This window comes from Agromyces sp. CF514, assembly GCF_900113185.1.
Taxonomy (GTDB): Bacteria; Actinomycetota; Actinomycetes; order Actinomycetales; family Microbacteriaceae; genus Agromyces.
This window is the reverse complement of record NZ_FOZD01000003.1, coordinates 59,006-83,045: the sequence shown is the minus strand read 5'-3', so window position 1 is coordinate 83,045 and position 24,040 is coordinate 59,006. Positions and strand designations below refer to the sequence as shown.

Below are 24,040 nucleotides of genomic sequence, written 5' to 3'. Positions count from 1 at the left end.
ACGCGCTGCGGCTGAAGCGAAACAATCCCGCCAGACCCGAACGCGCGACCCCGGAAGGGGGTTGAGTGATGCGTACCATGCCGTCCTCGACGAAGGGCGGGCGACTGATCCGGGCTGCCTCGCTCGGGGCGCTCGCGGCCCTGGCCGTGGCAGCGCTCGCGCCCGCGCCCGCCTTCGCGGCCCCACCCGCCGCAGCCGTGCTGGTCGCACCGGCGAACGGCACGACCACGGCCACCGCCACGCCGAGCCTGCAGGTGACTGCGAGCGATCCCGACGGCGGCCCGCTCTCGGTCGCCTTCGAAGGGCGCCTCAAGGGCGCCACCGCTCCGGCGCCCGGCAGCGCCGACCCGTTCACGATCGTCGCGATCCCCGACACCCAGAACTACACCTACCTGAACCGGCAGGGCACGATCCTCCAGCAGGCGCAGTGGATCGTGAACACGAAGGCCCAACTGCGAACCGCATTCGCCGTGCAGCTCGGCGACCTCGTCAGCGAATACCCCAACGCCACGCAATGGGGTCACGTGTCCAACGGCCTCGCACCGCTCGACGCCGCCGTGCCGAACAGCGTCGTCCCCGGCAACCACGACTTCGACAACGCCGCCGGCGCCGTCGGCCCGTACGACACCTGGTTCCCGCCGCAGCGATATGCGAACGCGGCATGGACGACCGCCACGAGCCGGTACGGCGGATACCTCGGCCAGAACCAGTTCGGTGCGGACCCGATCGACCGGCGCAACATGGACAACTACGCCTTCTTCACCGCGGGCGGCCGCGACTTCCTGGTGCTGAACCTGGAATGGGAAGCACCGCAGTACGCGCTGGACTGGGCGCACAAGGTGCTCGCCGCGAACCCGGATCGCATCGCGATCATGGCGACGCACAGCTTCCTCGACATCAACGGCAATCGCAAGGCGACGCCCGAGCGCCCCGGGGGCACCTCGACCGCGTCCATGTGGACGAACTTCGTGAGCACGCACTGCCAGATCCGGCTGGTGCTGAGCGGCCACGAGCACAACGGCAACGCCGGCGAGTCCCGGCGCACCGACAACAACACGTGCGGTCAACCCGTGCTCCAGGTGATGACCGACTACCAGGACCGCCCGAACGGCGGCGACGGATGGCTTCGCACCTACACGTTCGATCCGGCGGCCGGAACGATGACCGCATCGACCTACTCGCCGAAGCTCGACCTGTACGAGACCGACGCGGATTCGGCCTTCACCGAGCCGTTCCCGCTCGCCGGCGTGCAGCCCGCGGCGTTCACGCCGATCGCGACCGTGTCGGCCGCTTCCGGCCAGCAGGCGAACACCGCGTGGACCGGTCTGGCCGCCGACACCGAGTACGAGTGGCGCGCGGTCGTGAGCGACGGCACGACCTCGACGACCTCGCCCACCTGGACGTTCCGCACCCCGCCGCCGCCTGCGCCGACCGTGTTGGCGCGGGACACGTTCACCCGCACCACCACGTCCGGATTCGGCACCGCCGAGACCGGCGGCAACTGGATCGTCGGCGGCACCATCACCAACACCCGCGTCGACGGAACCGCCGCCGTGTTCCGCTCACCCACCGCCGGACGCGGACAACTCGCCTACCTCTCCGGCGTCAGCAGCACCGACACCGACCTGCAGACCACCTACAGCGTCGACAAGATCCCCGGCGGATCCGGCCTCTACCTCGCCATCACCGGCAGACAGCCCACCCTCAACACCGACTACCGAGCCAAGGTCCGCATCAGCGCCGACGGCACCACCGCGATCTACCTCACCCGCCTCGTCGCCGGAGCCGAGACCACCCTCACCTGGGCCAACCTGCCCACCGTCTACCAACCCAACGCCAACCTCACCACCAGGATCCAGGTCACCGGAACCTCACCCACCACCATCCGCGCCAAGACCTGGCCCGCCAACCAGACCGAACCCACCGCCTGGACCGTGCAGACCACCGACAGCACCCCAGCACTCCAAGCCCCGGGCACCATCGCGATCTCCCACTACACCTCCAGCTCCACCCCCACCGCGATCCTCCCCCTCCAGATCTCCTGGCACGACCTCAGCGCCGTGCCGCCGGGCGGCACCCCGCCGCCCCCGCCACCGCCGAACACCCCGCCGGTCGCCGCGTTCACGAGCTCGGTCACCGCGCTCCAGGTCGCCTTCGACGCCAGCACCTCTCGCGACGCGGAGGGCGCCATCGCCTCGTACGCGTGGAACTGGGGCGACGGCACTCCAGCGGGATCCGGGGCGACGCCGACGCACACGTACGCAGCCGGCGGGACGTATCCCGTCACGCTCACCGTCACGGACGGACAGGGTGCGACCGGAGCGGTGACGCAGAACGTGACCCCGGTCGCCCCGCCGCCGCCACCCCCACCGTCGATGCTGGCGCGGGACACGTTCACCCGCACCACCACGTCCGGATTCGGCACCGCCGAGACCGGCGGCAACTGGATCGTCGGCGGCACCATCACCAACACCCGCGTCGACGGAACCGCCGCCGTGTTCCGCTCACCCACCGCCGGACGCGGACAACTCGCCTACCTCTCCGGCGTCAGCAGCACCGACACCGACCTGCAGACCACCTACAGCGTCGACAAGATCCCCGGCGGATCCGGCCTCTACCTCGCCATCACCGGCAGACAGCCCACCCTCAACACCGACTACCGAGCCAAGGTCCGCATCAGCGCCGACGGCACCACCGCGATCTACCTCACCCGCCTCGTCGCCGGAGCCGAGACCACCCTCACCTGGGCCAACCTGCCCACCGTCTACCAACCCAACGCCAACCTCACCACCAGGATCCAGGTCACCGGAACCTCACCCACCACCATCCGCGCCAAGACCTGGCCCGCCAACCAGACCGAACCCACCGCCTGGACCGTGCAGACCACCGACAGCACCCCAGCACTCCAAGCCCCGGGCACCATCGCGATCTCCCACTACACCTCCAGCTCCACCCCCACCGCGATCCTCCCCCTCCAGATCTCCTGGCACGACCTGTCGGCGGTGCGCCCGTAGCCCCGAACGCGCCGATGCGACCCGTTTCCTGAGCGGATGCGGCGTGGTCGGGCTGTCATCGGGTGGGGCACTGCGCGTAGCGTTGCGCGCATGGCCTACTTCAGCGAGACCCGGCGCGATCTGGTCGACGGCGTCGCCCGGGAGTTCACGCACCTGACCCCGCGCGGACGGCGGCTCGTCGCGATCGAGGGCACCGATCCGGCTCGCGTCGCCCGCTTCGCCGACGACCTGGCCGTCGCGCTCGACGCGCAGGGCCAGATCGCCGTGCGGCGCTCGCTCGGCGACGTCGACGAGGCGACGTTGCGCGCCGAGACGATCGAGCCGTTCCGAGCGGGCACCCTCGAGGGGGCGGGCGACCCCGACACGGTGCTCGTGGTCGACGGACGCCGCCTGCTGAACGAGAAGGTGCGGGGCATCTGGCACTTCACCGTGTGGGTGCTCGCGGGCGACGAACTGCCGCACGCCGGCGTCAACGTCATCGTCGACGCGACGCTCGAGTCGCATCCCAAGCGCTTCTTCTACGACTACTGCGCGCTGCCGCCGAGCGTCGGAGAACTGCGCTGACCGCTGGCATCCGGCACGAGCTGCCGACGGATGCCGCGGCCGTCGCCGAGCTGCACCTCGCTGCGTTCGGCGAGCACGGCGCCGTCGTGAACGCCATCGTGCACGACCTGCGCCCGACGATCGCGGAGCTGGGGGGATGCTCGTTCGTGGCCGTCGATGCGGACGACCGGGTCGTCGGCCACGTCATGGCGACCATGAGCCTGCTCGACGCGCCCGCGCGGCTCATGCCCGCCCCGGTGCTGAGTCCGCTCGCCGTCTCGCCCGAGCGGCAGGGCGACGGCATCGGCTCGGCGCTCGTGCAGCGCGCGCTCGAGCATGGCGAGGCGGCCGGCTGGCCGTTCGTCCTGCTCGAGGGCGATCCCGGGTACTACTCGCGGCTCGGGTTCGTCGCCGCAGGCCGGCTCGGGTTCCGGCGGCCTTCGCTGCGCATCCCCGAGGCGGCGTTCCAGGTGCATCGGCTGAGCTCGCACCGGCCCGAGATGACCGGCACGGTCGTGTACGCGTGGCCGTTCTGGGCGCACGATGCGGTGGGCCTGCGCGACTGAGCGACACGACGGCACCGTGGCGCCCGCCGCCGTGCCGCGGCATCCGCTCTCCTGAGGATCAGGGATGTCGGCGCCCGACGGCCGCTCACGGGATGTAGTCGACGACCCCCTGCGGCGCGACGGCCGCGCGGTACCGCTCGACGAGCTCGCGCCAGCCCGCCTCGGGGGTGAACTCGTGCGCGTGCACGGCCTCGGTGAAGTGCCACAGCAGGTACGGATGCGCACCGAGCGCATAGAGCGCCGCGAAGTCGCGAGCGGCGAACGCGGCCTGCTCCTCGTCGGTGAGCACCCGGTCGTCGGTCGCCGCCTCCGGCCCCGAGCCGCCGGCGAGCCAGCGCTCGACGTAGGCGGCCGGGTCGGCGGCGTACTCGGCGACGCGCTGGTCGGAGAGCTCGACGAAGCGCATGAACTTGTCGATCATGTATCGGGTCATCAGCGGGTCTCCCACAGGAAGAAGGGGCTCGACGCGAACCGCGACTCGGTCACGTCGGCGAAGTCGGCGGGGCGGCCGCCCATCGCGGCGAGCGCGGCGACGGCGTTGAGGTACTGGTAGGTCATGCAACCGGCGTCGAGCATGCGGTCGAAGTCGCTGCAGCCGGCGATCGCGCCGTCGAGGTCGCCGTCGCGCATCCACGCGGCCGCGGCCCGGTCGAACTCGGGGTCGGGGGAGCCGGCGAAGGTGCGCGGGCCGCCGACGTCGTTGGCCATGTGGCCCGAGGTGAGCAGGGCGACGCGCGCGTCGGTCTCCCAGCCCTCGATGGCCGAGCGCACGTGCTCGCCGAGCGCGATGAAGCGGCGCACCGACGGCACGGGCGGCATCGACGCGTTCGTGTGGATCGGTACGACGGGCACGTCGAGCTCGGGCCGCACGTACTGCAGGGGGATCACGAAGCTGTGGTCGAGCCGCCACTCGAGGCTCACCGAGAGGTCGATCGTCTCAGGCTGCACGCGGCGGCCCGTGATCTCGTCGGCGAGCTCGCGGTGCCCCTCGAGCTCGACGTACTCCATGCCGAAGGTGCGCACCTCGTTCTCCCACGTGCCGTGGTACGACTCGGCCTTGCCGACGACGAACGCCGGCGAGTGGTCGTACGAGAACTGCCGCAGGTGGTCGGTGCCGATCACGACGACCACGTCGACGTCGTGGGCGGCGAACGACCTCCGGAACCGGTCGAAGTTCGCCGCGACGCCCGCGAGGTCGTCGGGCATCGGGTCGCGCATCGCGCGCCAGAGCAGCGGGTTGTGGGGCGTTGCCGCCGCCATCACGAGCTGTGCCATGTACGGCCTTCCTCAGCGTCTCGGTTCTCGGTTCTCGGTGCTCGGATGCCGCGTCTCAGAGCCCGAACAGCGTGCGGGCGTTGTCGAGCAGGATCTTGCGCCGCGACTCTGGCTTCAGGCCGAGCGCGTCGAACTCGGTCATCCATCGGTCGGCGGTCATCACGGGCCAGTCCGATCCGAAGAGCACGCGGTCGCTGATGAGCGAGTCGGCGTAGCGCACGACCTCGGGCGGCAGGTACTTGGGGGCCCAGCCCGACAGGTCGAGGTACACGTTGGACTTGTGCCAGACCATCGCGAGGTTCTCGAGGTGCCACGGCCACGCCGGGTGCGCACTGATGATCTTGAGCTCGGGGAACGCGGCGGCGACGTCGTCGATGTAGGGCACGGGCCTGGCGTTCTCGAGGCGGTACCCGCCGCCGCCCGGCGTGCCCGCCCCGGCGCCCGGAAAGCCCGAGTGGAACATCACGACGAGCCCGAGCTCGGCGCACGTCTCCCAGATCGGGAAGAAGCGCCGGTCGTTCGCGAGGAACTTCTGCCGCGACGGGTTCAGCTCGCCGACGCCCTTGATGCCGTACTCGGCGTGCATGCGGCGGATCTCCGCGATCGCGGCCTCGCCCTTCCACGGGTCGATGCCCGCGAACGCGAGGAACACGTCGGGGTGGTCGACCTGCGCCTGGCCGAGCAGGTCGTTCGGCGCGCCCTTGATGCCCGAGGTCGTCTCGGAGTCGGAGTTGACGATGACCGCCATCATCCTTCGGTCGCGGTACTGGTCGGCCTGCTCGGCGAAGCTCACGACCGGCCGCTCGCGTCCGAAGTGCTTCGCCATCTGCTGGTGCCGCTGCCCCATCGCCGCGAGGAACTCCTCGGTCTGGGGGTGCGTGTGCACGTCGATCGCGACGAGGTCGTCGATGCCGCTCATGCGGGGGTCCCTTCGGTGACGGGTGCAGGATGACCGGATGCCTCGGCGGAGCGCTCGGCGTCGCCCCAGCGTGCGTCGCCCTCACCGCCGAGCACGGCCCCATTGTCCGCGCCGAGGCGGGGTGCCGCACACAGCTCGGGCCGGCCGCTGCGGTGGAACCTCGTGCTCGGTGCAGGAACCCGCAGCGGGTCGCCGTCGTGTCCGACGATCTCCTCGACGAGGCCCATCGACGCGATCTGGGGGTCGTCGAACAGGTCGGCGACGGTGTTCAACGGGCCGTGCGGGATGTCGGCGGCCGCGAGCCGGTCGAGCCAGTGCTGCCGCGGCATCCGCTCGGTGATCGCCTTGAGCTCGACGTCGAGCTCGTCGTAGTTGCGCACGCGCGCCTCACGGGTCGAGAAACGGGGGTCGGAGGCCAGCGACGGCGTCTCGAGCACCTCGACGAGTCCGACCCAGAACTTCTCGGGCACCGACATGTGGATGACGAACGCGCGACCGTCGGAGCCGACGCACGCGTAGGCCTGCGCCCGTCGCGGCCGGGAGTCGGGCCCGGCGACCTGGCCGGTCTCGAGGTAGGTCGACGCGGCCTCGGTGAGGAAGTCGATGAGCGAGCCGACCATCGACACCTCGACGTGCTCGCCCTCGCCCGTGCCTGCGCCCCCGCCGTCGCCGGCGCGGTCGCGGGCGTCCCGGGCGTCCCGCGCGTGCAGCGCCGCGAGCACGGCCTGAGAGGCGGACATGCCCGAGAGCAGGTCGGAGAACGCGGGCCCGAGCGGGCGCAGGGTCTCGGCGGGCACGACCTGGCTGTACATCGCGCCGACCGCGGAGATGACCGTGTCGTAGGCGGGCCGCTTCGCGTACGGCCCGTCTGCGCCGAAGCCCGTGATCGAGCACGTGATCAGCCGGGGGTTCAGCGCGCGCAGTGCCTCCGGCCCGAAGCCGAGTCGCGTGGCGACGCCCGGGCGGAAGTTCTCGATGAGCACGTCGGCCGTGCGCGCGAGCTCGAGCAGCGCGGCGAGCCCTTCGGCGGTCTTGAGGTCGAGCGTCACGGCCCGCTTGCCGCGGTTGTAGGCGGCGAACTGCGGGCTCATCGCGCCGCTGCCCTCCCACCGCCGCATCGGGTCGCCCTCGGGCGCCTCGACCTTGACGACGTCTGCGCCGAGGTCGGCGAGCAGCTTGGCGGCGTACGGCCCCGAGATGTACTGGCCGAGCTCGATCACGCGGATGCCGCCGAGCGGGCCTGCCTCGCGCTGGTGCGTGTTCATCGGGTCGGGTCCTCTCGACGGGTTCTGGCTCGTGCACGGGCGGGGCGGGCGTCACACCACATCGATGACCACCTTGCCCCTCGGCGAGGCGCCGAAGCCGCGGTACGCGCCGACGATGTCGTCGAGCGGATGCCGCGAGCCGATGATCGGCGCGATCGTGCCGTTCTGCACGTGCCGCAGTGCGCGGCGCACGTGCTCGTAGTCGGCGCTCGCGACGCCGCGCAGCTGCTTGCGCTTCAGGTACAGGTCGCGAGCGTCGAGTTCGAGGCGCGCGTCGACGGAGGCGGAGCAGAACACGGCTCGCCCGCCCCAGCCGAGGGCGGCGACGCCCGCGGCGATCGTGGCGCCGTGGCCGCTCACGTCGATCGCGACGTCGAACGGCTCGGCCTCCGCGAGGCGCTCGCCGAGCTCGCCTGCATCGGCGGCGACGATCGGCTCGACCCCGTCGATGCGGGGGAGTTCGCTGCGCGACGCGGCCACGACCGTCGCGCCCAGGAACCTGGCGTAGGCGACGGCCGCGTGCCCGAGCGTGCCGCCCGCGCCCGTGACGAGCACGCGGTCGGCGGCGGTGACGGCGGCGGCATCGAACGCGTTGACGACGATCGGCAGGCTGTGCACGGTCGCGCTCGCGGTCGCCGCGTCGAGGCCGTGCCGGTCGAACGCGTTGCGGGCGGGCACGACGACGAACTCGGCCGCTCCCCCGTCGCGGTGCACCCCGAGCACGGTCTGCGACGGGCAGTCGGCCTCGTGGCCGAGCGCGCAGTGCACGCAGTCGCCGCAGGGGATGTTCGGCTTCGCCACGACCGGCTGGCCGAGACGACCGGCGTCCACGCCCTCGCCGAGCTCGACGACGACCCCCGCGGGGTCGAGGCCGAGCACGCGCGGCAGGCGTGCAGCGCGTCCCGGACCGTGCCCGGCGATGACGTTGAGGTCGAGCTGGTTGAGGCTCACGGCCTCGACGGCGATGAGCACCTCGCCCGGCTCGGGAGTCGGGCGCTGCACGTCGGCGACGTGCAGGCCCGCGAGGCCGTTGGTCTGCAGTCGTGCCGCTCGCATCCGCCCTCGCTCCCGCTTCAGTCACGACGTTCGATGTCGTGATTTCTGGATACCGTATCCAATTTGCGACGAGGTGTCCACCGTTTCGCCGTCGGCGCCGACATCCGATCTCCCCGGCCCGACCCTTGCGACTGACCCCCGCAATCGCCCGAGTGGCCCCGCAATCCAACCGTAACCATCGGCTTCGGCCCGATCCGTAGACAGTCGACCGGATTTTGGATACGGTATCCGTCAATTCGCACGAGGCCCCGCACTCTGCGGCAGGCCCTGTTCGAGCCACCCCTTGAGAACGGAGAGTCATGCGCAGATCCATTCGACGACACGGCCTGATCGCGGCCGCCGGCCTTGCAGCACTCACGCTGCTCGCCGGATGCGCGGCGACCGACGGCGGCACGGCCGAAGCCGAGCCCGTCACGCTCGGCGACGGCGAGCCCGGCCCAGCCGAGGACACCGAGATCACGGTGGCCATCCCCTTCCCCGACATCACGATGTACTCGATGTACGTGCTCGCGACCGACCTCGGCTACTACGACGAGGAGGGCCTCACGGTCGAGGTCATCACCGCCGACAACGTCACCGCCGCCGTCGCGAGCGGCAGCGCCGACATCGGCGTCGAGTCGACCGGCACCGTCATCGAGGCGATCCGGGGCGGTGTCGAGGTCGACCTGGTCGGCGGGCACTATTGCCGCCAGAACTTCGACTTCGCCGCCCAGCAGGGCATCACGAAGGTCGAGGACCTCGAGGGCACGTCGATCGTGCTCGCCGGCACGCCGGGCGACCCTGCCGAGTTCCAGCGCAAGCTCGTGCTGAAGGAGGAGGGCTGGGACCTCGACACGGTGCAGACCGAGGTCGTCTACCCGGGGCCCGGCTCCGAGTCGTGGACCGAGTTCTTCGTGAACGACCGCATCTCGATGCAGCCGTTCTACGCCGACGACCTGCCCGCGCTCGAGGAGCACGGGGCGAACGTCATCGTCGAGTCGCTGCGCAACTGGGCGAACGACGTGCAGGTGGCCGGCAGCGGCTGGGTCGCCGAGAACCCGAACACGCTCGTGCGGTTCCTGCGGGCGACGCTCAAGGCGACCGACTACATGACCGCACCGGCTCCCGGCGAGTTCCCCGAGAACGTCGACTCGGTGCTCGACATCTACGAGGCCAACGACTTCGACGTCTCGGCGCTGCGCGACAGCGAGAGCCCCTGGGTGCTCGACGGGCACCTCGCCTGCTCGAACCTGTACTTCGACGCCGACGCGTGGGACACCACGATCGAGACGCAGTCGCTCGAGCCCATCGAGTTCGACGCGTCGCAGCTCGTCTACCTCGAGAAGGCGCAGGAGCTGCTCGGCATCGACAACGCCGGACCCGAGACGCTGCCCTACCCCTGATCGAGCCCGATCCGATGATCGAAGCCCCCGCCGGAGCGCATGCCGGCGGGGGCTTCGTCGTACGACGGATGCCGCGGTCGGCCGTCAAGCCGCCGGCACCCGGACGCCCGTGAGCTCCTCCGAGACCTGCCAGACCCGTGCCGCCTCCTCCTCGCTGCGCAGGCGCGAGTAGAGCTTCTGCGGACCGGGCGCGCCGCCGAGGTGGCCGAGGCCGCGCGGCCCGGTGAAGCTGCCGCCCGCCGCATCGGGCGAGGTCGCCGCCCGGAGCGCGGGCAGCATCGCGCTCTCGACCGTGCCGAGCAGGATGCCGCGGCTCGACAGCACGCGGATGATCCGCCGTCCGGACACCTCCTGGTCGCGACCGAGCTCCGACCGCGCGGCGAGCAGGTTCGTCGGGGCGATGCCCGGATGGGACAGGTTGCTCGAGATGCCCCACCCTTCGGCGCAACTGCGGCGGTCGAGCTCGAGGCCGAAGAGCCCGAACGCGATCTTCGACTGGCTGTAGGCGGCCATGCCGTCGTACGAGCGTTCCCAGTTCAGGTCGCCCCAGTTGATGCGGCCGCTGTTCGCCGCGATGCTGACCTGCGAGGTCACCCTCGCGCGGCCGGCGCGCAGCAGCGGGAGCAGCCCCGCGACGAGCGCGAAGTGGCCGAGGTGGTTGGTGCCGAACTGCAGCTCGAACCCGTCGGCCGTCATCTGCCGATCGGGCGGGGTCATGACGCCGGCGTTGTTGATCAGGATGTCGATCGGCCGCCCCTCGGCGCGCAACTCGGCGCCGAGCGCCGCCACCGACGCGAGCGAGGAGAGGTCCAGGGACCTGAGCGACACCTTCGCCTCGGGCGTCTCGTGACGGATCGCGGCGAGCGCGGCCTCGCCCTTGGCCTCGTTGCGCACGGGCAGCAGAACGTCGGCACCCGCAGCCGCCAGCCTGCGGGCCAAGCCGAGTCCGATGCCGTCGCTCGCGCCGGTGACGACGGCTCGCCGGCCGGTGAGGTCGGGAACGGTGGTGTCCGGTGTCCTGCGGGCCATGGGGTTCTCCTGTCGTCGGATGACGCCGTCCAGTCTCACCGGGTGCGCCGTCGGCATTCAGGCACGGTCGATCCACGGATCGGCGATCCGTGGATGCGGCGCGGCATCCGCGGTAGACAGGAACCGCGCATCGAAGGATGCGGCATGGAGATCGACCGGGCCGGACTGGCGGGCTTCCTCCGACGCCGTCGGGAGGCACTCCAACCCGATGACGTGGGGCTCCCGCGCGGTCAGCGTCGTCGCACGAGCGGACTGCGGCGCGAAGAGGTCGCGGCGCTCGCGCACATGTCCACCGACTACTACTCCCGGCTCGAACAGGAGCGCGGACCCCAGCCGTCCGAGGGCATGATCGCCTCGATCGCCCAGGGCCTGCACCTCTCGCTCGACGAGCGCGACCATCTCTTCCGCCTCGCCGGGCACCAGCCGCCGCCACGCGGCGCGAGCGGCGACCACATCGGCCCCGGCCTGCTCCGCATCTTCGACCGGCTCCAGGACACACCGGCGGAGATCGTGACCGAGCTGGGTGAGACGCTCCGGCAGACGCCGTTGGGCGTCGCGCTCAGCGGCGACCTCACGGGCCTGACCGGACCGGCGCGCAGCATCGGCTACCGCTGGTTCGCCGATCCCGCGACCCGTCGGCGCTACGACCCGGCCGACCACGACCGCCTCGGCCGCGTGTTCGCCTCGGGCCTGCGCGAGGTCGTGACGCTCCGCGGACCCGATTCGCGGGCGGCGCGACTCGTCGAACTGCTCCTCGCCGAGAGCGTCGAGTTCCGCACCGTGTGGGAGCTGCACGAGGTCGGCATCCGCCCGACCGAGGTGAAGCACTTCATCCACCCCGAGCTCGGCGCACTCGAGGTGTCGTGCCAGTCGCTCGTGGACCCGGTCGAGTCGCACGCCCTGCTCGTCTACACCGCGGTCCCGGGCAGCGAGAGCGCCGAGAAGCTGCAACTGCTCTCGGTGCTCGGCGCGCAGGCCCTGCGCTGAGCCCCGCGTCCGCGGATCCTTGACAGGCAAGTCAATACTTGCCTATGGTGATGGCGTGACCGACGTGTTCAAGGCGATCGCAGACGAGACCAGGCGCCTGCTGCTCGACGAACTCCTCGAACGCGACGAGCAGACCCTGTTCGAGCTCTGCTCGAAGCTCGCGATGAAGCACGGACTCACCCCGACGCGTCAGGCCGTGTCGCAGCACCTCGACGTGCTCGAGCAGGCCGGCCTGGTGCGCACCGAGCGGCGAGGCCGCTACAAGCTGCACACGATCGACACCACGCCACTGGCGCAGATCTCCGCACGGTGGCCCCAACGAAAGGCAGACCCGTGAAACTGCAGACCGTCAGCATCTTCGTCGACGACCAGCAACGCGCCGCCGACTTCTACACGACCAGGCTCGGCTTCGACATCGCCGCCGACATCCCGATGGGCGAGCACCGCTGGCTCACGGTCGTCGAGTCCGGCCGCCCCGATGGCACGCAGCTCTCGCTCGAGCCGAAGGGCCACCCGGCGGTCGCGCCGTTCGTCGACGCACTCGTCGCCGACGGCATCCCGTACTGCGTGCTCGGCGTCGACGACGTGCGGGCCGAGTACGAGCGCCTGACCGCCCTCGGCGTCTCCTTCACCCAACCGCCGACCGACCTGGGTCCGGTGATCATCGCCGTGCTCGACGACACCTGCGGCAATCTGCTCCAGCTGGCGCAGTTCACGGGCTGAGCGCTGTCGGCGCCCCGGCCGCGAAGAGCCCCCGTCGGGGTGATTCCGGCGGGGGCTCTCGGGAGATCTGCGTTACTTCTTGCGGTGCGTCGCCTCGGTGATGTCGCTGCCGGAGGAACGGCCGGCTGCCTTCGTCTTCTTGTCGGCCCGCTTCTCCTTGAGCGTGCGGGTGGCCGCGGTCTTCGATGCGGACTTCTTCGGGGACTTGTCGGACATGTGTGACGACCTTTGATCGGGAGCTCGGACGGCCCCGTGCGCGCAACCCTACGGGGTGATGCTGCACGCGCACGCAGGAAGCCGGCCCCCGCTGTCGCGCATGACGCGGGGGCCGGCGGTCTCTGGTGGGCAGGTCTCGATACGCTCCTTCGTCGCTCCTCGACCGGCGGGTGGGGTACTTCGTCGCTACTCGAGCGACGACCCCGGCCGGGGCGTACGCGACGGGGGCGCCGCGATCGCCTCGATCTCGAAGCGGTACGCGGGCGAGGCGAACCCGGCGACCTGCACGAGCGTCGACACCGGGAAGTCGTGCGTGAAGTGCCGTGCACGGATCTCGCGCAGGTCGTCGCGCACGAGGGCGAACTCCTCGCCGATGAAGACGTTCACCTTCACCACGTCGTCGGGCGAGGCATCCGCCGCCCTGAGCACCGCGACGAGATTCTCGAAGGCGAGCTCGATCTGCTCGCGCGCGGTCGTCGGCATCGTGCCGTCGGGGCGCATGCCGATGATGCCGCTCACGAACACGAGGTCACCCGCCGTGACCCGGATCGCCTGGCTGAAGTCGGCGGTCGGCGGGTAGACGCCTGCCGGCGTGACGACCTCGCGCCGCGGCATCCGCTCGCTCGTCGGCTCGCCCACCGACCCGCTCACCGACGCGCCCATCAGCTGCGGCCCATGATCTGCCGGTCGTCGTACCAGGGCGCGAGCCTCTTGCGCAGCACCGAGATGAGCGCGAGCGTGAGGTTCGCGATGATGACCATGACGATCACCATGGCGATCGCCTCGTCCATCTGGAACTGGTAGGCGGCGAACTCGAGCATGTGGCCGAGGCCGCCGGTTCCGCCGAGGAACTCGCCCAGCACCTCGCCCGTGAAGCCGAGCGCGGCACCGCGCTGGATGCCCGCGAGGATGTACGGCAGCGTCGACGGCAGGATCACCTTCCACCCGAGCGCGACCCCGTTCACGCCGTAGACCCGGCCCGCGTTCACGAGCGAGGCCTGCACGGTGACCGCGCCCTCCATGGTGTTGAGGATGATCGGGAACACCGCGAGCAGGAACACCAGCGCGATCTTCGACTCGTTGCCGAGCCCCAGCACGAGGATGAAGAGCGGCGCGAGCGCGACCTTGGGAGTCGAGTAGAGCAGCCAGAGGAACGGCGCGACGGTGAAACGCAGTACCGGCGACCAGCCGACGGCGAGACCGACGACCACGCCGACGACCACCGCGAGCACGAGCCCGATGAGCAGGTTCTGCATGCTGAACGCGAACGCCTGCCAGAACTCGGGGTCGACGAGCAGCTGCAGGAACGCGGCGAAGACCGCGGTGGGCGGCGGCAGGAACGCCTCGGGCACGAGATGCAGCCACGAGACCACAGCCTCCCAGACCAGCAGGATCGCGGCGATCACGCCGAGCAGCAGCCAGGTCCACTTGCTCGGGCCGCGAAGGCCGCGACCGTCGGGTGAGCCCGGTCCGCGGCGGCGCGGGGCGGGCGCGTTCAGCGCCTCGATCGAGACGGTCGCGGTCATCGTCGTGCCTTCCTCGTCCACGGTGCGACCCAGCGCTCGACGAGCGTCACGACGCCCGTCATGCCGACGCTCCAGCACACGACGACGCCGATCGCGGCGAACGCCTGGTCGGTCTGATAGGTGTTGGCGGCCCTGATGATGAGCGCGCCCATGCCGCTCGACGAGCCCGACAGCTCGGCCACGACCATGCCGATCGTCGCGAGCACGACCGCCTGCCGGAGGCCTGCGAAGAGGAACGGCACGGTCGACGGCAGGAACACGCGGCGATACAGGTCGACCTGCGACCCGCCGTAGACGCGAGCCGCCCGCAGCAGCGAGGGGCTCGTCGTGCGCATGCCCGCCGCGATGTTCAGCATGATCGGGAACAGCGCGCTGATCACGACGAGGAAGATCACGGGGCCGATGCCGAAGCCGAACCAGGCCTTCGCGAGCGGCTGGTAGGCGATGGCGGGCGTCGCGTAGATGGTCCACGCGATCGGCCCCACGACCTTGTCGACCGGCAGCGAGGCGCCCATGAGCAGGCCCACCGGAATGCCGACGATCACCGCGATCGTGAATCCCGTGAGCCACGCCTGCAGCGAGACCGCCGCGTTCGCGACGAGCGTGCCGTTGGCCACGATCTCGGCGAACCCCTGCGCGATCGCCAGCGGCGGCGGGAAGAACACGGGGTTGATGAGCCCCCAGTAGCCGACGACGAGCTGCCAGACGAGCAGCACGACGAAGACCTCGACGGCGATGACCACGGCCTTGCCGCCCGTCGAGAGCCCGCCGAGCCATTCCGCGACCCCGCCGCGGCCGGCGCGCGGGCCGCCGCTCGCGAAGAGCACGCTCATGAGCCGCCCACCGCAGCGGCCTCGGCCTCGGCCTGCAGCGCGTCCCACAGGTGGTCGCGCAGCTCGAGGAATCGCGGGTCGGACTGCACGCTGCGCTCGGAGCGCGGGCGCGCGAGCCCCGTCTCGATGACCTCCTTGATCGCGCCCGGATGGCTCTTGAACACGACGATGCGGTCGCCGAGCAGGATCGCCTCCTCGATCGAGTGCGTGATGAAGAGCACGGTCTTGCCGGTCGCCGCGATGAGCTTCTCGATCTCGTCGCGCATGACCTCGCGGGTGAGCGCGTCGACCGCGCCGAGCGGCTCGTCCATGAGCAGGATCTTCGGCTCTGCGACGATCGCCCGCGCCAGGCCCACCCGCTGCTGCATGCCGCCCGAGAGCTCCTTCGGGTACGACGACTCGAAGCCCCGCAGCCCGACCAGCTCGATCGCCTCCTGCACGCGCTCGCGCCATCCGTCGCCCTTCAGGCGCTTCTGCATCTCGAGGCCGAACTTCACGTTGTCGAAGACCGTGCGCCACGGAAGCAGCGCGTAGTCCTGGAAGACCACCGCCCGATCCGGGCCGGGGCCGGTCACGGGCCGCCCGTCGACGAGCACCTCGCCCGACGTGGGCTTCACGAGTCCGGCGATGACGTTCATCACGGTCGTCTTGCCGCAGCCCGACGGGCCGAGCACGGTCACGAACTCGCCCTCGTGCACGTCGAGGTCCACGCCCTCGACCGCAGTCAGGGTCGCCCCGGTGCGTGCCACGTGGTAGCTCACCGTCAGGTCGCGCACCGAGATGAGCGGGGCGGATGCCGCGGGCTCGGCCGGTTCGGATCCGGCGGCGGTCGTCGTCATCGTCATGTCCTGTCTCTCCACATCGGTCTCGGTACGGGTCTCGGCGGTCGGGGTGCGAAGCCCCTGGGCGGCCGGGGAGCGTCGGCGCGAGGCATCGGCGCTCCCCGACCCATGGTCGCTCAGCCGACGGGAACGGCCGCGTGCTCGCGCAGCTTCGGCAGCACCTCGGTGCCGAGCAGCTCGATCTGCTCGAAGAACCGGTCGAACTTGAACCGGAAGTCGAACACGAGGTGCTCGGTGCCGATGGCCTCGAACTTGCGGATCTCCTCGACGGCCTCGTCGGGGCTGCCGACGATGAGCTGGCCCTCGAGGTCCTCGACGGTCTGGAAGCTGCCCGACTCGGGCTTGACCGTGAACCGCGCCTTGTTCGCCCAGGCGAGCAGCCCGGGGATGTTCACGTGCTTCAGCGCCTCTTCACGGGTCTCCTCGATCGAGGTGGGCGGAATGACGGCGATGGTCGGCATCGGGCGGCCCGAGGCATCCGTCATGTCGCGCATGGTCGCGATGCGCTTCTCCATGGTCTTCAGCGAGATGCGGCCGGGCATCCAGCCGTCGGCGTACTCGGCCGCGAGGCGGGCCGAGGCGGGGGTCGCACCGCAGTACCAGAACGGCACCGGGCCGCCGACGGGCTTCGGCTCGATCGTCACGTTCTCGAACGAGAAGATGCCGTCGTCGTAGGTGACGTCGTTCTCGGTGAACACGCGCTTCAGGATCTCGGCGTTCGAGCGCACGGCCTCGACGCGGTTCATGTCGCCCCAGCCGACCGCCTCGAACTCGTGGTCGAAGGTGCCCGCGCCGAAGCCCAGGATCAGGCGCGGTCCGACGAGCTGGGTGATCGTGCCGGCCATGAGCGCGGTCACGAGCGGGTGGCGGAACGGGATGAGCGACCCGGTGCCGAGCTCGAGCTTCTCGGTGACGGCGCCGATCGCGGTGAGCGTGGTGAGCGCGTCGTAGAAGGTGCGGTTCGGCTTCTCCATCTCGCCGTGCGGCTCGAAGACCAGGTGGTCGCGGACCCAGACCGAGTCGAAGCCCATCTTCTCGGCGAGCTGGGAGCCCTCGAGGAGCTTCTCCTTGCTCGCCTCTTCGCCGAAGTGCGGCAGCAGCAGACCGAATTTCATGGTCACTTCCCTTCTGTTGCGGCCAGTTCGGCCGTTCGTGCGGCCGGAGCGGCCGCGAGCTTCCCGAATCCGGGCTCGCCGACGACGACGCCGTCGGCGTACACGTCGTGGCCGCGCACGAGCGTGCGCTCGATGCGCGCGCTGATCGTGCGGCCGTTGTAGGGGGTCCAGCCGATCTTCGACAGCACGTCGTCGTCGGTGATGGTCCATTCGTGCGCCATGTCGGCGATCACGATGTCGGCGTCGGCACCGACCTCGAGCGAGCCCTTGACGCCCGCGAGGCCGAACTTGTCGGCGGGCACCTCTGCGACCATCTCGACGACGCGCTCGAGCTCGAGCTCGCCGCGGTTCACGGCGTCGAGCATGAGCTCGTAGTAGTACTGGATGCCGGGGGTGCCCGTGTGGGCGCTCCACATCTGGGTCCAGCCGATCTCCTTCTCCTCGCGCGTGTGCGGCGCGTGGTCGGAGCTCGCGACGTCGATGGTGCCGTCGCGCATGCCCTCCCAGATCGCGAGGCGGTTCTCGTCGGGAACCCAGTACGACAGCGCGTAGGGGCCGAGGGTCTGCACGTCCTCCCAGGTGGAGAGGAACGGCGCCCAGTGGTTGACCTCGCACGTCACGTCGACGCCGTTGGCCTTGGCCCGGCGCACGGCCTCGATCGAGCGGCGCGTCTGGATGTGCGCGATGTGCACGGGGCATCCGGATGCCTCGGCCAGGCGCAGCACGACGTCGATCGCCGTGTCCCAGATGACGCCCTCGCGGGCCGCGTACGCGGACGCGTAGCCCTCGGGCGTGTTGTCGCCGCTGGCGAGCACCGCGCCCTCGATGTAGTCCATGAGCTTCTGGTCGTGCGGGTGCACGATGAACCGCTTGCCGGTGGGGGCGATGCGGTCCATGATCTCGAGCAGGTGGCCGTGGTCGTGGATGCCGGTGCCCGACGGGTGCGGGTAGTCGCGGCCCGTGTCGACGACCATGTAGATCTTGAAGGCGTTGATGCCCATCTCGGCCATGGGCACGATCTCGTCGAACTTCGTGGGCGCCGGGTTGTGGTTCCAGTCGACGATCGAGCTCGAGGTGTAACGGTCGAACACGTCGGTGAGGGTCTCGACGTCGACGGTCGGCGGCTTCAGGTTCGGCATGCCGAACATGGTCGTGACGCCGCCCGCGGCGGCCTGCCGCGAGGTCGTGAGGATGTCGTCCTTGTGCTCGTAGCCGGGCTCTCGGGTGTGCACGTGCACGTCGACCATGCCGGGCAGCACGAGCCGGCCCGACGCGTCGATCGTGCGCTCGGCGTCGACGGCGACGTCACGTGCGACGACACCCGCGACCTTTCCGCCGTGCACGAGCAGGTCGCCGGCGACCGGGCCGCTCGGGGTGACGACGGTGCCGCCGCTGATCCTGAGGTCGATGCTCATCGCACGGCCTCCTCGAGTGCTGCCTTCACGGGTGCCTCCAGGCGTTCGGTGAGCTCGCCCGATCGGGGCGAGCGGGTGGTGCGGACCTCGACGTCGCTCGGGCGCACGTAGCGGTCGAGCCAGTCGACGATCAGCGGGGTGGTCTCGGTCCAGTACCGGTCGTAGGCCGCGTAGTGGGTGGTGTGCCGCTGCATGACGAGCTGCTTCGGGCCCTTCGCCGCGGCGTAGAGCGCCTCGGCGTGGTCGGTCGGCGTGGTCGCGTCGCCCTCGACGCCGATGACGAGCAGCGGGGTGGTCAGTCGCTCGGCGGCCGCGATGGGCTTGTACGCGAGGATCTCCTCGGCGCACGAGAGCGGGATCGCGCTCGGGATGCGGTCGTCGACGTCGGCCTTGATCGTGGTGGCGCGGCGCTCGGGCGTCGGCACCATGATCTCCTCGCGGGGGTGCACGAGCCGGCCGGCACCGGTGGTCACGCGCAGCCTGCGGTCCTCGTCGAGGCTCGCGAGGAAGGCGAGCCACTCGTGCTCCTGGCGCATGCGGTGCAGCCAATCGGTGCCGTCGGCGACGGGCACCTGGCTGACGGCCGCCTTGACGCGCGGGTCGGCGTCGGCGAGCAGCACCGCGTTGCCGCCACCGGTGCCGCCCGTGCCGAAGACGCCGATCGCGTCGGCGACCACGTCGTCGCGCGTGGTCAGGTAGGTGACCGCGTTCACGAGGTCCTGCAGCTGGCGTGCGGGCGAGAGGATGCCGCGGTCGCCCTCGGAGTCGCCGAAGCCGCGGTAGTCGAAGACGAGCACGGCGAACCCGGCGGCGACGAGCGCCTCGTGGTAGCGCACGTAGAGCTTGGCGTCCTTCAGGCCGAGCCAGCCGGGGCCCTGCACGATCGCGCGGTACGGACCGGGGGTCTCGGGCGTTCGCCAGATCGCGGCGAGGCGATCGCCCTCGCTGATGAACTCGACGTTCGTGGTGATCATGTGGTGCGGGTCCTCTCGGATCGGCGAAGCAGCGGTGCAGAGTCATCTTTGCGTATTCTGGATCCAGAATCCAGTATTGATTCCGAATCGGCACCCGCCGTAGGATGAACCCGACCGCCGATCAGGCTGATCGGTCGTGATGGCCCGGGATTGGGCCGTGAGTCGTCGACATCTGTCGAAGTCCGCACCAGACCTTTCCCGGAGGAACCATGCCCATCTCCCGCCGTCACCCCCTGGCCGCGCGCCCCGCCGCGCGCCCCGCTCGCCTCGCCGCCGCACTCGCGATCCCGGCCGCAGCGCTCCTGCTCGCCGGCTGCGCCGCCCCGACCGCCGCCTCGACCGGCGGCGCCGACCCCTCGGCCGAGGCCGCGGCATCCGCCTACCCGATCACCGTCGACAACTGCGGCACCGAGGTCACGCTCGAAGCCGCCCCCGAGCGCGTGCTCACCATCAAGTCGTCGACGCTCGAGCTCATGCTCGCGCTCGGCCTCGCCGACCGCGTGATCGGCTCGGCCTTCAGCGACGGCCCGGTGCCCGACGAGTACGCCGACGCGGCATCCGGCATCGAGGTCGTCTCCGACAAGGTGCCCTCGCAGGAGGCGACGCTCGCGCTCGAGCCCGACCTCGTCTTCGCCGGCTGGGAGTCGAACCTGTCGGCCGAGGGCGCGGGCGAGCGCAGCGACCTCGCGAAGCTCGGCGTCGCGACCTACGTCGCCCCGGCCGCGTGCAAGGCCGAGGGCTACATGCCCGACCCGCTCACGTTCGACGAGGTGTTCCGCGAGTTCGGCGAGGCCGGCGACCTCTTCGGGGTTCCGGATGCCGCAGCCGACCTGGTCGCCGACCAGCGGGCCGCGCTCGACGCGATCGAGCCGAACGACGAGGGGCTCACGGCCCTCTGGTACAGCTCGGGCGACGAGACGCCCTACGTGGGAGCCGGCATCGGCGCACCGCAGATGATCATGGGGGCCGCGGGCCTCGACAACGTCGCGAAGGACGTGCACGACACCTGGACCTCGATGAGCTGGGAGGCCATCGTCGACGCGAACCCCGACGTCATCGTGCTCGTCGACGCCGCATGGAACACCGCCGACCAGAAGATCGCCCAGCTCGAGGCGAACCCCGCCACCGCCACCCTGCCCGCCGTGCAGCAGAAGCGGTACGTCGTGCTCGACTTCCCGTCGACCGAGGCAGGCGTGCGCAACGTCGGCGCGGTCGCCTCGACCGTCGAGCAGCTCGGAGCCCTGGGGTTCTGATGGGCTCCGCCAGTCGAGGAGCGAGCGCGGCGGCGAGCCCCGCCGGTCGAGTAGGCGCGCCAGCGCCGTATCGAGACCCGACCCCGCCAGAGGCCCCGGCTGGTCTCGATACGCTCGCTGCGCTCCCTACTCGACCGGCGAGGGGCGGGCGCGCGCTCGCCTGGGGCCTGCTGCTCGCGGCGGTGCTCGCGGCATCCGTCATCGTCGCGGTCACCATCGGTCCGGCGCCGATCGCGCCGACCGACGTGTTCGCGAGCATCGCCGCGCACCTCGGGTTCGGCGAGCCGACGCTCTCGACGATCCGCGACGGCATCGTCTGGGAGCTTCGGATGCCGCGCGTGCTCACGGCCGCGGTGGTCGGCGCCGGGCTCGCGCTCTGCGGCGCGGTCATGCAGGCCGTGACCCGCAACACGCTCGCCGACCCGTACCTGCTCGGACTCTCGTCCGGCGCCTCGGTCGGTGCGGTCGTCGTCATCGTGCTCGGCGTCGGGCTGCTGCTGCCGCTGGCGGCGTTCGCCGGCGCGCTCGCGGCGCTGGTCGCGACGCTCGGCCTGGCCATGGCGGCCTCCGCGCGCTCGGGCCGCGGCGCCCGGCTCGACCCCACCACCACGGTGCTCGCCGGCATCGCCGTGTCGAGCGTGTTCGGCGCGATCACGAGCCTCGTCATCTTCTGGAGCGCGACGGGCGACAGCTACCGCGAGATCCTCAACTGGCTGCTCGGCTCCCTCGCCGGCACCGACTGGGGCTCGGTCGCGATCAGCGGCGTCGCGCTCGTCGTCGTCGGCCTGCCGCTACTGGCGAGTGCCCGCACGCTCGACGCCTTCGCGATCGGCGAGGCGGGCGCGGCCGCGCTCGGCGTGCACGTCGCCCGCTCGCGCGTGCTGCTGCTCGGCGGCACGGCCCTGCTCACGGGCGCGCTCGTCGCGGTCAGCGGGTCGATCGGCTTCGTCGGGCTCGTGCTCCCCCACGCCGTGCGACTCGTGACCGGCCCCGGGCACCGCGCACTGCTGCCGCTCTCGGCACTCGCGGGCGCGATCTTCCTCGTGTGGGCCGACACCGCGGCCCGCACCCTGTTCGACCCGCGCGAACTGCCGGTCGGCATCATCACCGCCCTGATCGGCGGCCCGGTCTTCGCCTGGCTGCTGCTTCGCACGAGGAGGACGGCATGACCCTCGACCTGTCGCGCGTGCGCTTCGACCGCGCCGGACGCACGATCATCGATGGCGTCGACGCGACGCTGCCCCACGGCGCGCTGACCGCACTGGTCGGACCGAACGGCGCCGGCAAGTCGACGCTCCTGCACCTCATCGCGGCCGTCGAGCGCGCACGTGACGGCGAACTGCGACTCGACGGCAGATCCCTCGACGGCATGCGACGGCGCGAGCGCGCGAAGGTCGTCGCCCTCGCCGAGCAGCAGGCCGAGATCGACGGACGGCTGACGGTCGAGGCATCCGTCGCCCTCGGGCGCACGCCGCATCTCGGCGCGTTCGGTGTCGCCGGGGCGCATGACCGTGCGGTCATCGACGCCGCTCTCGCCGCGGTCGGCGCTGCGGAGTTCGCCGGCCGACACCTCGACTCACTCTCGGGCGGGGAACGGCAGCGCGTCACGCTGGCGCGGGCCATCGCCCAGGAGCCGACCCTGCTGCTCGCCGACGAGCCGACGAACCACCTCGACCTCGGCTCGCAGTTCGTCGCCCTCGACCTGCTCGCCGGGCTCGCGCGCGACGGGCTCACGGTCGTCGCCGCCCTGCACGACCTCTCGCACGCCGCCGCCTACGCCGACCACGTCGTCGTGCTCGCCGGCGGAAGGGTGGTCACGGCCGGGCCGCCCACCGAGGTGCTGACCTCGGAACTCGTGCACGACGTCTACGGCGTGCGGGCAGAGGTGCTCACGCACCCGCTCACGGGACGCCCACTCATCGCGGTCGCGTCGCCCGCGGTGGCGTCACGAGCGGCGGAGCGTCTCGCGTCGGAGGCCGGCGAGAGCCGCTGACCCTCCGGGCTGCCGCGCCGGGCCTGCTCAGCCCTCGGGGTCGAACCCGGGCACCGTGCCGTCGGCGGGCGGGTACTTCGCGACCAGGCTGGCGTCCTTGCCCGCATACCCCTCCGACGCGAGCCGGCGGAACTGCTCGAGCGCGAGCTCGGCCGCCGGGGTGTGCAGACCGGATGCCTCGCCCGCCGCGACCGCGAACGAGAGGTCCTTCTCGGCGAGCGCCGCCGAGAAGGTCGCGTCGAAGCTGCGGTTCGCGGGACTCGTCTCGACCACGCCGGGGGCCGGATACCAGGTGCGGAGCGGCCAGGAGTCACCCGAAGAGGCCGACGCGACCTCGTGGAACCTCACCGGGTCGAGCCCGAGCGACGCCGCGAGCGCGGCCCCCTCGGCGACGCCCACGAGCGAGACGAAGAGCATGAGGTTGTTGGCGAGCTTCGCCGCGATGCCGAGGGTCGGACCGCCGAGGTCGAAGACGTGCGCAGCCATGGGTTCCACGAGCGGGCGGGCCGCCGCCACGGCGTCGGGATCGCCGCCGAGCATGAAGGTCAGCGACCCGCGCTCGGCCCCGGCGATGCCGCCCGAGATGGGGGAGTCCACGAACGCGAATCCGTGCGCGGCCGACTCGGCGTGGCACCACCGCGAGGTGTCGACGTCGACCGTCGAGGTGTCGAGCAGCAGCGCTTGCGACGGTGCAGTGGCCCACACGCCGCCGGTCGCCGCGTAGACCGCGCGCACGTGGTCGTTGCCCGGCAGCGACGTGAACACGGCGTCCGCGCCCGAGACGGCGTCGGCGATGCTCTCGCACACCTGCACCCCGCGCTCGGCCGCGACCAGGCACGCCGCCTCGTCGAGGTCGAAGCCGCGCACCTCGTGCCCGGCCGCGACCAGGTGGGCCGCCATGGGCCCGCCCATGTGCCCGAGTCCGATCCATCCGATGACGGCCATGGCCCCTCCTCGATGTCGGCGCGGCGGCCCGGCATCGGTGCCGCACCTCCAACGGTACGCCTGCGGCGCGCGCATCGTTCGTCGGATGTCGCGCGCGACGCGCCGGCTGCTCGGGCTCCGGCACGGCGTGTCGCCGCCGGCGTCCGACATTCGGCGAATGCCGGACGCG

The 24,040-nt window shown here is 71.3% G+C and carries 25 protein-coding genes; 10 read left to right on the top strand and 15 right to left on the bottom strand.

The window, feature by feature from the left end:
• Positions 1-68: 68 nt before the first annotated feature.
• The 3 genes from BM342_RS18475 to BM342_RS18465 all read left to right on the top strand — a co-directional run bounded on the left by BM342_RS18475 (position 69) and on the right by BM342_RS18465 (position 4,123).
• Complete coding sequence (locus BM342_RS18475; protein ID WP_092969016.1) at positions 69-3,014, top strand: PKD domain-containing protein; 2,946 nt, start codon at positions 69-71, stop codon at positions 3,012-3,014.
• A 90-nt stretch (positions 3,015-3,104) separates the two neighbouring features.
• Positions 3,105-3,578, top strand: coding sequence for a nucleoside/nucleotide kinase family protein (locus BM342_RS18470; protein WP_092969014.1), 474 nt, complete (start codon positions 3,105-3,107; stop codon positions 3,576-3,578).
• A complete protein-coding gene (locus tag BM342_RS18465) occupies positions 3,542-4,123 on the top strand; it encodes a GNAT family N-acetyltransferase (RefSeq protein WP_369823206.1) in 582 nt (193 codons plus the stop codon). Before BM342_RS18470 ends, BM342_RS18465 begins: the two co-directional genes overlap by 37 nt.
• Positions 4,124-4,208: 85 nt before the next feature.
• Here BM342_RS18465 and BM342_RS18460 read toward each other — a convergent pair whose 3' ends face one another.
• From BM342_RS18460 to BM342_RS18440, 5 genes are read right to left on the bottom strand one after another with little or no spacing between them, the layout of a single operon-like run.
• Complete coding sequence (locus BM342_RS18460; protein ID WP_092969012.1) at positions 4,209-4,556, bottom strand: hypothetical protein; 348 nt, start codon at positions 4,554-4,556, stop codon at positions 4,209-4,211.
• Positions 4,556-5,398, bottom strand: coding sequence for a DODA-type extradiol aromatic ring-opening family dioxygenase (locus tag BM342_RS18455; RefSeq protein ID WP_092969010.1), 843 nt, complete (start codon positions 5,396-5,398; stop codon positions 4,556-4,558). Before BM342_RS18455 ends, BM342_RS18460 begins: the two co-directional genes overlap by 1 nt.
• Positions 5,399-5,453: 55 nt before the next feature.
• Positions 5,454-6,317 (bottom strand): amidohydrolase family protein, encoded by an 864-nt coding sequence (locus BM342_RS18450; RefSeq protein ID WP_092969008.1) that lies wholly within the window; start codon positions 6,315-6,317, stop codon positions 5,454-5,456.
• Positions 6,314-7,582: a CaiB/BaiF CoA transferase family protein gene (locus BM342_RS18445; RefSeq protein ID WP_092969006.1), complete on the bottom strand. Its 1,269-nt coding sequence runs from the start codon at positions 7,580-7,582 to the stop codon at positions 6,314-6,316. The genes BM342_RS18450 and BM342_RS18445 overlap by 4 nt, the downstream gene beginning before the upstream one ends.
• 51 nt (positions 7,583-7,633) lie before the next feature.
• Positions 7,634-8,638: an alcohol dehydrogenase catalytic domain-containing protein gene (locus BM342_RS18440; protein ID WP_092969005.1), complete on the bottom strand. Its 1,005-nt coding sequence runs from the start codon at positions 8,636-8,638 to the stop codon at positions 7,634-7,636.
• Between the two features lie 299 nt (positions 8,639-8,937).
• Here BM342_RS18440 and BM342_RS18435 point away from each other — a divergent pair, with 299 nt between their 5' ends.
• On the top strand, positions 8,938-10,020 hold the full coding sequence (locus tag BM342_RS18435) for an ABC transporter substrate-binding protein (protein WP_092969003.1): 1,083 nt from the start codon (positions 8,938-8,940) through the stop codon (positions 10,018-10,020).
• An 84-nt stretch (positions 10,021-10,104) separates the two neighbouring features.
• Here BM342_RS18435 and BM342_RS18430 read toward each other — a convergent pair whose 3' ends face one another.
• Positions 10,105-11,049, bottom strand: a complete 945-nt coding sequence (locus BM342_RS18430; protein WP_092969001.1) for an SDR family oxidoreductase — start codon at positions 11,047-11,049, stop codon at positions 10,105-10,107.
• Between the two features lie 144 nt (positions 11,050-11,193).
• On the opposite strand from BM342_RS18430, the gene BM342_RS18425 reads away from it, so the two are divergent.
• Genes BM342_RS18425 through BM342_RS18415 form a run of 3 tightly spaced genes read left to right on the top strand, consistent with a single transcriptional unit; the run spans position 11,194 to position 12,759 of the window.
• Positions 11,194-12,036, top strand: coding sequence for a helix-turn-helix transcriptional regulator (locus BM342_RS18425; RefSeq protein WP_092968999.1), 843 nt, complete (start codon positions 11,194-11,196; stop codon positions 12,034-12,036).
• Between the two features lie 55 nt (positions 12,037-12,091).
• A complete protein-coding gene (locus tag BM342_RS18420; RefSeq protein ID WP_092968997.1) occupies positions 12,092-12,373 on the top strand; it encodes an ArsR/SmtB family transcription factor in 282 nt (93 codons plus the stop codon).
• The gene (locus BM342_RS18415; protein WP_092968995.1) at positions 12,370-12,759 is read left to right on the top strand and encodes a VOC family protein; all 390 of its coding nucleotides are present in this window, start codon (positions 12,370-12,372) and stop codon (positions 12,757-12,759) included. The genes BM342_RS18420 and BM342_RS18415 overlap by 4 nt, the downstream gene beginning before the upstream one ends.
• Before the next feature lie 72 nt (positions 12,760-12,831).
• Here the strand turns inward: BM342_RS18415 and BM342_RS20040 are convergent, their stop codons facing one another.
• The 8 genes from BM342_RS20040 to BM342_RS18380 form a co-directional block, all read right to left on the bottom strand.
• Entirely contained in the window at positions 12,832-12,975 is a 144-nt protein-coding gene (locus BM342_RS20040) for a hypothetical protein (RefSeq protein WP_170298558.1), read from the bottom strand.
• A gap of 186 nt (positions 12,976-13,161) precedes the next feature.
• Positions 13,162-13,638: a RidA family protein gene (locus tag BM342_RS18410; protein WP_092968993.1), complete on the bottom strand. Its 477-nt coding sequence runs from the start codon at positions 13,636-13,638 to the stop codon at positions 13,162-13,164.
• On the bottom strand, positions 13,638-14,501 hold the full coding sequence (locus BM342_RS18405; RefSeq protein WP_092969472.1) for an ABC transporter permease: 864 nt from the start codon (positions 14,499-14,501) through the stop codon (positions 13,638-13,640). The genes BM342_RS18410 and BM342_RS18405 overlap by 1 nt, the downstream gene beginning before the upstream one ends.
• Positions 14,498-15,334 (bottom strand): ABC transporter permease, encoded by an 837-nt coding sequence (locus BM342_RS18400; protein ID WP_092968991.1) that lies wholly within the window; start codon positions 15,332-15,334, stop codon positions 14,498-14,500. Before BM342_RS18400 ends, BM342_RS18405 begins: the two co-directional genes overlap by 4 nt.
• Positions 15,331-16,173, bottom strand: a complete 843-nt coding sequence (locus tag BM342_RS18395; RefSeq protein WP_092969469.1) for an ABC transporter ATP-binding protein — start codon at positions 16,171-16,173, stop codon at positions 15,331-15,333. Before BM342_RS18395 ends, BM342_RS18400 begins: the two co-directional genes overlap by 4 nt.
• A 119-nt stretch (positions 16,174-16,292) precedes the next feature.
• The gene (locus BM342_RS18390; RefSeq protein WP_092968989.1) at positions 16,293-17,291 is read right to left on the bottom strand and encodes an LLM class flavin-dependent oxidoreductase; all 999 of its coding nucleotides are present in this window, start codon (positions 17,289-17,291) and stop codon (positions 16,293-16,295) included.
• 2 nt (positions 17,292-17,293) lie between these two features.
• Positions 17,294-18,706: a dihydroorotase gene (locus BM342_RS18385; RefSeq protein ID WP_092968987.1), complete on the bottom strand. Its 1,413-nt coding sequence runs from the start codon at positions 18,704-18,706 to the stop codon at positions 17,294-17,296.
• Positions 18,703-19,680 carry an alpha/beta hydrolase gene (locus BM342_RS18380; RefSeq protein ID WP_092968985.1) on the bottom strand — a complete coding sequence of 326 codons (978 nt, stop codon included), beginning with the start codon at positions 19,678-19,680 and terminating at the stop codon, positions 18,703-18,705. Before BM342_RS18380 ends, BM342_RS18385 begins: the two co-directional genes overlap by 4 nt.
• A gap of 209 nt (positions 19,681-19,889) precedes the next feature.
• Between BM342_RS18380 and BM342_RS18375 the strand changes: the two genes are divergently transcribed.
• The 3 genes from BM342_RS18375 (at position 19,890) to BM342_RS18365 (ending at position 22,926) form a co-directional block, all read left to right on the top strand.
• Positions 19,890-20,933: a putative F420-0 ABC transporter substrate-binding protein gene (locus BM342_RS18375; protein WP_092968983.1), complete on the top strand. Its 1,044-nt coding sequence runs from the start codon at positions 19,890-19,892 to the stop codon at positions 20,931-20,933.
• A gap of 182 nt (positions 20,934-21,115) precedes the next feature.
• On the top strand, positions 21,116-22,102 hold the full coding sequence (locus BM342_RS18370; protein ID WP_369823204.1) for a putative F420-0 ABC transporter permease subunit: 987 nt from the start codon (positions 21,116-21,118) through the stop codon (positions 22,100-22,102).
• Positions 22,099-22,926: an ABC transporter ATP-binding protein gene (locus tag BM342_RS18365; protein WP_092968980.1), complete on the top strand. Its 828-nt coding sequence runs from the start codon at positions 22,099-22,101 to the stop codon at positions 22,924-22,926. Before BM342_RS18370 ends, BM342_RS18365 begins: the two co-directional genes overlap by 4 nt.
• 27 nt (positions 22,927-22,953) lie before the next feature.
• Here BM342_RS18365 and BM342_RS18360 read toward each other — a convergent pair whose 3' ends face one another.
• Positions 22,954-23,871, bottom strand: a complete 918-nt coding sequence (locus BM342_RS18360) for an NAD(P)-dependent oxidoreductase (RefSeq protein ID WP_092968978.1) — start codon at positions 23,869-23,871, stop codon at positions 22,954-22,956.
• Positions 23,872-24,040 lie beyond the last annotated feature (169 nt).